The 6746-nt window shown below is 72.7% G+C and carries 9 protein-coding genes; 7 read left to right on the forward strand and 2 right to left on the reverse strand.

The window, feature by feature from the left end; all coding sequences use genetic code 11:
• The first annotated feature begins 247 nt into the window (after positions 1 to 247).
• The 5 genes from PROKR_RS16665 to PROKR_RS30820 all read left to right on the forward strand — a co-directional run bounded on the left by PROKR_RS16665 (position 248) and on the right by PROKR_RS30820 (position 4857).
• Positions 248 to 904, forward strand: a complete 657-nt coding sequence (locus tag PROKR_RS16665) for a copper resistance CopC family protein (RefSeq protein ID WP_036964839.1) — start codon at positions 248 to 250, stop codon at positions 902 to 904.
• 11 nt (positions 905 to 915) lie between these two features.
• Positions 916 to 1428 (forward strand): copper chaperone PCu(A)C, encoded by a 513-nt coding sequence (locus tag PROKR_RS16670; protein WP_036964840.1) that lies wholly within the window; start codon positions 916 to 918, stop codon positions 1426 to 1428.
• On the forward strand, positions 1415 to 2638 hold the full coding sequence (locus PROKR_RS16675; RefSeq protein WP_036964841.1) for a Dyp-type peroxidase: 1224 nt from the start codon (positions 1415 to 1417) through the stop codon (positions 2636 to 2638). The genes PROKR_RS16670 and PROKR_RS16675 overlap by 14 nt, the downstream gene beginning before the upstream one ends.
• A gap of 13 nt (positions 2639 to 2651) precedes the next feature.
• A complete protein-coding gene (locus tag PROKR_RS16680) occupies positions 2652 to 4124 on the forward strand; it encodes a PepSY-associated TM helix domain-containing protein (protein ID WP_036964842.1) in 1473 nt (490 codons plus the stop codon).
• 121 nt (positions 4125 to 4245) lie between these two features.
• Positions 4246 to 4857, forward strand: coding sequence for a DUF5134 domain-containing protein (locus tag PROKR_RS30820; protein WP_051433072.1), 612 nt, complete (start codon positions 4246 to 4248; stop codon positions 4855 to 4857).
• A 12-nt stretch (positions 4858 to 4869) separates the two neighbouring features.
• Here the strand turns inward: PROKR_RS30820 and PROKR_RS16690 are convergent, their stop codons facing one another.
• Both PROKR_RS16690 and PROKR_RS16695 read right to left on the reverse strand, forming a co-directional pair.
• Complete coding sequence (locus tag PROKR_RS16690; RefSeq protein ID WP_051109643.1) at positions 4870 to 5262, reverse strand: BlaI/MecI/CopY family transcriptional regulator; 393 nt, start codon at positions 5260 to 5262, stop codon at positions 4870 to 4872.
• A gap of 103 nt (positions 5263 to 5365) precedes the next feature.
• Entirely contained in the window at positions 5366 to 5587 is a 222-nt protein-coding gene (locus PROKR_RS16695) for a hypothetical protein (protein ID WP_026366172.1), read from the reverse strand.
• A gap of 177 nt (positions 5588 to 5764) precedes the next feature.
• Between PROKR_RS16695 and PROKR_RS16700 the strand changes: the two genes are divergently transcribed.
• Both PROKR_RS16700 and PROKR_RS16705 read left to right on the forward strand, forming a co-directional pair.
• A complete protein-coding gene (locus PROKR_RS16700; RefSeq protein ID WP_036964843.1) occupies positions 5765 to 6154 on the forward strand; it encodes a VOC family protein in 390 nt (129 codons plus the stop codon).
• 19 nt (positions 6155 to 6173) lie between these two features.
• Complete coding sequence (locus PROKR_RS16705) at positions 6174 to 6578, forward strand: hypothetical protein (RefSeq protein ID WP_036964844.1); 405 nt, start codon at positions 6174 to 6176, stop codon at positions 6576 to 6578.
• Positions 6579 to 6746 lie beyond the last annotated feature (168 nt).

Raw genomic sequence — 6746 nt, forward strand, 5'->3', positions numbered from 1 at the left:
CGCCTGGCTCCTGCGCGGCTGGGCCGTCGCCGCCCACGCGCTCACCTTCGTCGCGCCCGCCCGCCCCCGGGTGCGCGCCGAGACCTTCCGCCCGCTCCACCCGGGGCCGCGGATCACTCCCCTCCTCCGCAGGGGACCTCCCGCACCGCACGCGGTCTGAGCTCTGCCCCACGGCGCACACGTGTGCCCGTGGGCTGTTCCGTGCTGTGCCGACGTCGATTCCTGACGTCCGAGGAGAGGTCCCGTCATGCCCCGAACCCGTCCCCTCGTGGCCGGGACGGTGGTGGCCGTCGTCGCGATGCTCGCGACCGCGGCCCCCGCGTCCGCCCACGACAAGCTGGTCTCCAGCGATCCGGCGTCCGACCAGACACTGGCGGAGGCACCGGCCACGGTGTCCCTGACGTACTCCGCCGATGTCCTGGACATGGGAGCCGCCGTCGTCGTCACCGACGGCGACGGCACCGACTGGGTGTCCGACGCGCCCGCGATCGACGGGGCGACCGTGACGGCCGCCCTGGACACGGACATGCCGGACGGCGGCTACGAGATCCGCTGGCGGGTCGTGTCCTCGGACGGGCACCCCATCACGGGGATCGTCCCGTTCGCCGTCGGGGACGGCGAGGAGCCGGGGGCGGGGTCCGGCCCGGCCGGGCGGGCGGGGGACGACGCCGCGGCGTCCGAACCCGAGGCGTCCGAACCGGCCAAGGAGGCGGGTACTCCGAACAGCTCGCAGAACCAGACCGCACAGGAGGACGAGGGGCCCTGGCGGGTCGTCCTCGTCGGTGCGGGCGGGGCCGCCGTAGCGGCGGCCCTGTTCGCGCTGGTCCATTTTCTCCGCCGCCGCAGCGATGCGAGCGGCCCCGGCGACGACGGCGACACCCCTGACGCGCCGGGAACGAAGTGAGAGGTACTTCTGTGTTCACACCGACGAAGCGCAACACCGCCCGGCTCGCCCTCGCCCTGTCGGCCGTGCTGGCCCTGGCCGGCTGCACCGCCGCGGACGCGGCCGACGATGCCGCCGCGGCCCCCGCCGCCGAGGCCGTGACCGTCACCGACGGCTGGGTCAAGGCCGCCGACTCCGGGATGTCCGCCGCGTTCGGCGGGCTGACCAACGGGGGCGACCAGGACGTCACCGTCGTCTCCGCGACGACGGAGGCCTCCCCGATGCTCGAGCTCCACGAGACCGTCGAGAACGAGACCGGCGAGCTGATCATGCGGGAGGTCGACGGCGGGTTCGTCATCCCCGCCGGGCGGACGCTGGCCCTCGAACCCGGGGGTAGCCACATCATGCTGATGGACCTCGCCCACCCGCTGGAGGCGGGCGAGGAGGTCACGTTCACGCTCACGTTCTCCGACGACTCCACCTTCGAGTTCACGGCGCCCGTCAAGGACTACTCCGGGGCGAACGAGAACTATGACCGCTCCTGACCACGACGCGCGCGCCCCTCGGTCCGGGTCGACCCGGCGGCAGTTCCTCCTCGGGGGAGCCGTCGCCGGCGTCGGGGCGGCCGCGGCCGTCGGCGCCGACACCGCCCTGAACGCCGCCGCCCAGGAGGCGCCCCCGGCGCCGCTGCACGGCGAGCGGACCGTGCCGTTCCACGGGGAGCACCAGGCCGGCATCGACACCCCGGCCCAGGCGCACGGGTTCTTCGTCGCGCTCGACCTGCACGACGGCACCGGCCGCGCCGACCTGACCCGGATGATGCGCATCCTCACCGACGACGCCGCCCGGCTCACCCAGGGCGCCCCGGCGCTCGCGGACTCCGAGCCGGAGCTGGCGGCGTCCCCGGCCCGGCTCACCGTCACGTTCGGGTTCGGTCCACGGTTCGTCGAGCGGGCGGGCGGCACCCGGCCGGACTGGCTGGGCCCGCTCCCGGAGTTCGGCATCGACCGCCTGGAGCCCGGACTCGGCGACGGCGACCTGCTGCTCCAGGTCGCGGCCGACGACCCGCTGACCGTCGCCCACGCCTCGCGCATGCTGCTGAAGGACACTCGCAGCTTCGCCTCGGTGCGCTGGACCCAGCAGGGGTTCCGGCGTGCGCACGGCACCGTCGCCCCCGGCACCACCATGCGGAACCTGTTCGGCCAGGTCGACGGCACCACCAACCCGGCCCCCGGCACCGCGGACTTCGACCGTGTGGTGTGGGCCACCGGCGGCTGGCTCGCGGGCGGCACCGGCATGGTCGTGCGCCGCATCCGGATGAACCTCGACAAGTGGGACGAGCTCGACCGCGGCGGACGGGAGCAGTCCGTGGGCCGGTACCTGGCCGGTGGCGCGCCCCTGACCGGCACGGACGAGTTCGACGAGCCCGACTTCGAGGCCACCACCGCCATCGGGTTCCCCGTGATCCCCGAGTTCTCGCACCTGCGCCGGGCGCGCAGCGAGAACCCGGACGAGCGGATCTTCCGGCGGGCCTACAACTACGACGACGGCGGCGCCGGGGCCGAGGTCTCCGACGCCGGCCTGATCTTCGTGTCCTTCCAGGCGGACGTCGACAGACAGTTCGTCCCGCTCCAGCGCCGCCTGGACCAGCTCGACCTGCTCAACGAATGGACCGTCCCCATCGGTTCGGCCGTCTTCGCCATCCCACCCGGGTGCCGCGAGGGCGGATTCATCGGCGAATCCCTCCTCACCTGAAAGCAGGCCCTCCATGACCGACACCCTCACTGGTTCGACCGCCGAGCTACCCGCCGAGGTCGACCCGTCACCACCACCCGTCCGCCGGACGCCGTGGTTCGGCCCGTTGCTGCGGCGGCTGCACTTCTACGCCGGCCTGCTCGTGGGGCCGTTCATCCTGGTCGCCGCCACCAGCGGCGCCCTCTACGCGCTCGCCCCGTCCGTCGAGCAGGTGGTCTACGACCAGGAGCTGCACGCACCGGCCGGTACCACCTCGCTGAGCCTGGCGGAGCAGATCGATGTCGCCCAGACCCAGGTGGACGACGGCGCCGTGCTCACCGCCGTCCGACCCGCACCCGAACCCGGCGACACCACCCGGGTCATGTTCGGCGAGGACGGGCTCGGGCCCAGCGAGTCCCGGGCGATCTTCGTGGACCCCGCCACCGGCGAGGTGCGCGGCGACCTCACGGTGTACGGGTCCAGCGGCTCGCTGCCGCTGCGCACCTGGATCTCGAACCTGCACCGCAGTCTGCACCTCGGCGACCCCGGCCGGCTCTACAGCGAGCTGGCGGCGTCCTGGCTCGGCATCGTCGTCGTGGCGGGGCTGATCCTGTGGATCAACCGGCTGCGCGCCTCCCGGCGGGCCGCCGGAGTCCCCCGACCGAAGCGGCGGGCCACCGGGTACCGCAGGCTGCTGTCCTGGCACACCGCCGTGGGTGCGTTCGTGGTGCTGGGCGCGCTGTTCCTGTCGGCCACCGGCATCACCTGGTCGCAGCACGGCGGTGGCAACGTCGGTGAGCTGCGCACCACCATGGGCTGGACCACACCGGCCCTGGACACCCGGCTGAGCGGCGACGCGCCCGCCGCGGGCGACGAGCACGCCGGGCACGGCGCTGCGCCGTCGGGGGCGGGCGCGGACCCGACCGGGGTGGCGAACCCCGGCACGTTCGACGGCGTGCTCGCGATCGCCCAGGGCATCAACGTCAACACCGGCGAGGTGGAGATCAAGCCGCCGGCCGAGCCCGGCATGGCGTGGACCGTTCAGGAGAACAAGAGCGACGTGCCGACGCAGGCCGACGCCGTGGCGGTCGACGGGACCACCATGCAGGTGGTGCACCGAACCGACTTCTCGCAGTTCCCGCTCATGGCCAAGCTGACGACCTGGGGCATCGACCTGCACATGGGCCTGCTGTTCGGCGTGGCCAACCAGCTCGTTCTGTTCGTGCTCGCGCTGGGCATCGGTTCGATGGTGGTGCTCGGCTACCTGATGTGGTGGAAGCGCCGCCCCACCCGCGAGCCGCGCGGGATCGGCGGACCGGCCCCGGTACGCGGGGCGCTCCAGGGCGCGCCGTGGTGGGGGCTCGCGGCGGTCGCCGCCGTGGCGATCACGGTCGGCACGTTCCTGCCGCTGGTCGGCTACACCCTGGTGGCGTTCGTCCTGGTGGACGTGATCGTGGGGCTCGTCCAGGCCCGCCGCGCCCGGACGGAGGTCAGCGCCACGTCCTGAGCTCGAACCTGACTGGAACCACCCCCGCCCCCCGTCCCGGGAACCTGCCAACATCTCTACATGATGTGGTAATGTCGACTGCTGTCCGGTCGCTGTAACTTCTCGGGACGCGGGGGCGCCAGTGACGTCGGACCCGGCCGCGCAATGGGCCACGACGGCCCTCTTCGGCGCGCTGACCGCGTACTCCCTGTGGCGGCTCGTCGCCGCGCGGTATCTCTTCGCCAGAACGGGCCACCTGTTCCACCTCGGCATGAACCTGGTGATGGTCGCCATGGTCTGGCCCTGGTGGGCCAGGCTGCCCGCGCTGCCCCAGGTCGCCTACTTCGCCGCGGGGGCGGCCTTCTTCGCCGGGGCGGCGGGGTGGTTCGCGCTGGACGTGCGGGTCGCCAGCCGTTACCGGAGCTCCCGCTGCCAGACGACGAACGCCGTGATGATGATCGCGATGGTGTGGATGCTCGCGGTGATGGTGCGGCACACCGGCGGCATCGGGACCGCTGCCGGTGCGGCCCACTCCGCCCATGCCGCCGCCCCCGCACCACCCGACCCCTTCACGCTCGTCGGCGGGGCGGCGCTGGTCGTGGCGCTCGCAGCCGGTGGGCTGCTGTTCCTGGTCGACCTGGTCCGGTACCGGCGCGAGCACGACGCCCTGGGCCGTACCGGGACGGACCTGCTCGCGGGCGCCCTGATGAGCCTCGGCATGGCCGCGACGTGCGGGCTGATGCTCGTCGGCTGACGGGCGGAGGACTCAGCCCGCGCGGCGTCGTCCCGGGTTGGGCTTGGGGCGCAGCGCCCGCTGGAGCATCTCGGCGTCCCGTGCCGTCAGGTGGTCGGCGAAGCGGAGCAGGGCTTCCTCGCGGTCGCCCGTGCCCTCCAGCACAGAGAGCATCGCGGCGCCGGCACGCTCGCCGTCGGACCGGGTGGGGCGGAACCGGACCTTCCGGGGAGAGGCCGCGATGCGGACCACCTCGCCCTTCTTCTCCAGGCGGTCGAGCACCGTCAGGAGCGTGGTGTAGGCCGGGACGTGCTCGTCCCCGAACCTCTCCTGGATCGCTCGTGCCCCTATCGCGTCCTCGTGGTCCCAGAGGATGCGCATGACCTCCGCCTCGAGCTGTCCACGTGCGCGAGTCCTGCCTGACATAGTGCCCTCCTGGCAGGACCATACTGCAAAGGTGGCCGCCCACCGGGAAGTGGACAGCCACCTTTGCCGCCGTCCGGAATACCGGACGGAACCACCTGAACCGTCAGGCCGGCTGGAGCGCCGCCGCGTCCAGCGCGCCGCTGCGGGCCTGCTCCACCAGGTCCGCGAGCTGGTCGTGGCTCATCTGGATGCGCTGGCCGAAGTCGTCGGTGATCACGATCTGCTTCAGCGGCTCGGCGGTCGGGTCGACGAACAGCTCCGGGCAGCCGCAGTCGCACTTGCCGCAGAACGTCGCCACATGAAGCAGCTGAGAGTTGTCGCTCATCGCTTTCTCCTCTGTTGGAACGGACGGGACCCGGGCGCGTGCTGGATGCCCTCTACGAGGGTCGCCCTATCTCTACAACACGTCAAGATGTGGGCGTGGAGCGGCCCGACGCGCGTAGCCTGCTCGTCGCCGCGCCGCCGCCGGCGCCTTCACCGATCCGCACCACCAGGGAGAGTCATGACCAGCAGGTTCACCGAGCTCGCCGTCGACTGCCACGACCCGGAGCTGCTCGCCGGGTTCTGGGGAGAGGTCCTGGGCTTCGCCGTGATCGACCGCAGCGAGGGCAAGGTCGAGATCGGCTCCTGGGAGCCGACCGTCGAGGAGGTCCGGGACCGGCAGATGGCGCCCACGGTCGTGTTCGTCCGGGTGCCGGAGAGCAAGATCGTGAAGAACCGGCTGCACCTCGACGTCAGCCCGATCGACGGCAGTACCGAGGACGAGGTGACGCGGCTCCTCGGCCTGGGCGCCACCAGGGCGGACGTCGGCCAGGGACCGGACCAGAGCTGGGTGGTCATGGCCGACCCCGAGGGCAACGAGTTCTGCGTGCTGCGGACGCTGGCCCCGTAGACGGGGTCAGAATGGTTCGATGATCTCCACCGAGCTGGCCACGAAGCTGCACGACGCCGGCCTGGCCTGGACGCCCGTCGACGGCGACCAGTTCCGGGTCCAGGCGCCCGACCTCGAGAGCGACGTCTTCACCGTGAGCACGATGACCATCGAGGCGCACGAGTACCCGACGGGCACGATCCTCGGCTTCAACGGCACCACCGAGTGGGCGCTGGACTCGGTCGCGATCGAGGACGCCCTCTGGCTGCCGCGCGAGGACCAGCTCCGCGCGCTGCTGCGCTCGGCCTTCCACACGCTGCGCCGCACCGACGAGGGCTTCGAGGTGGAGGCCCAGCTCCTCGGCGAGGTACGGGTCTTCGCCGACCCGGACCCCGCCGAGGCCTACGGGCTGGCCCTCCTGGCGCTCGTCGAGCTCAGCCGCTGACGAGGGTCGCTCACCCCCGGTCGGCGGCCAGGCCCAGGTCCTCGGCCAGCCCGGGCAGGGACTCCTGCGTGGCCGAGGGGCTGGGCGACGGCGCCGGTTCGCTCGGCTCCGGCTCGGTCGGCGTCGGGCTCGGTGCCGGCTGCGAAGGCGACGGCGAGGGTGTGCCCG

It is taken from the genome of Promicromonospora kroppenstedtii DSM 19349, from assembly GCF_000515355.1.
Taxonomy (GTDB): domain Bacteria; phylum Actinomycetota; class Actinomycetes; order Actinomycetales; family Cellulomonadaceae; genus Promicromonospora; species Promicromonospora kroppenstedtii.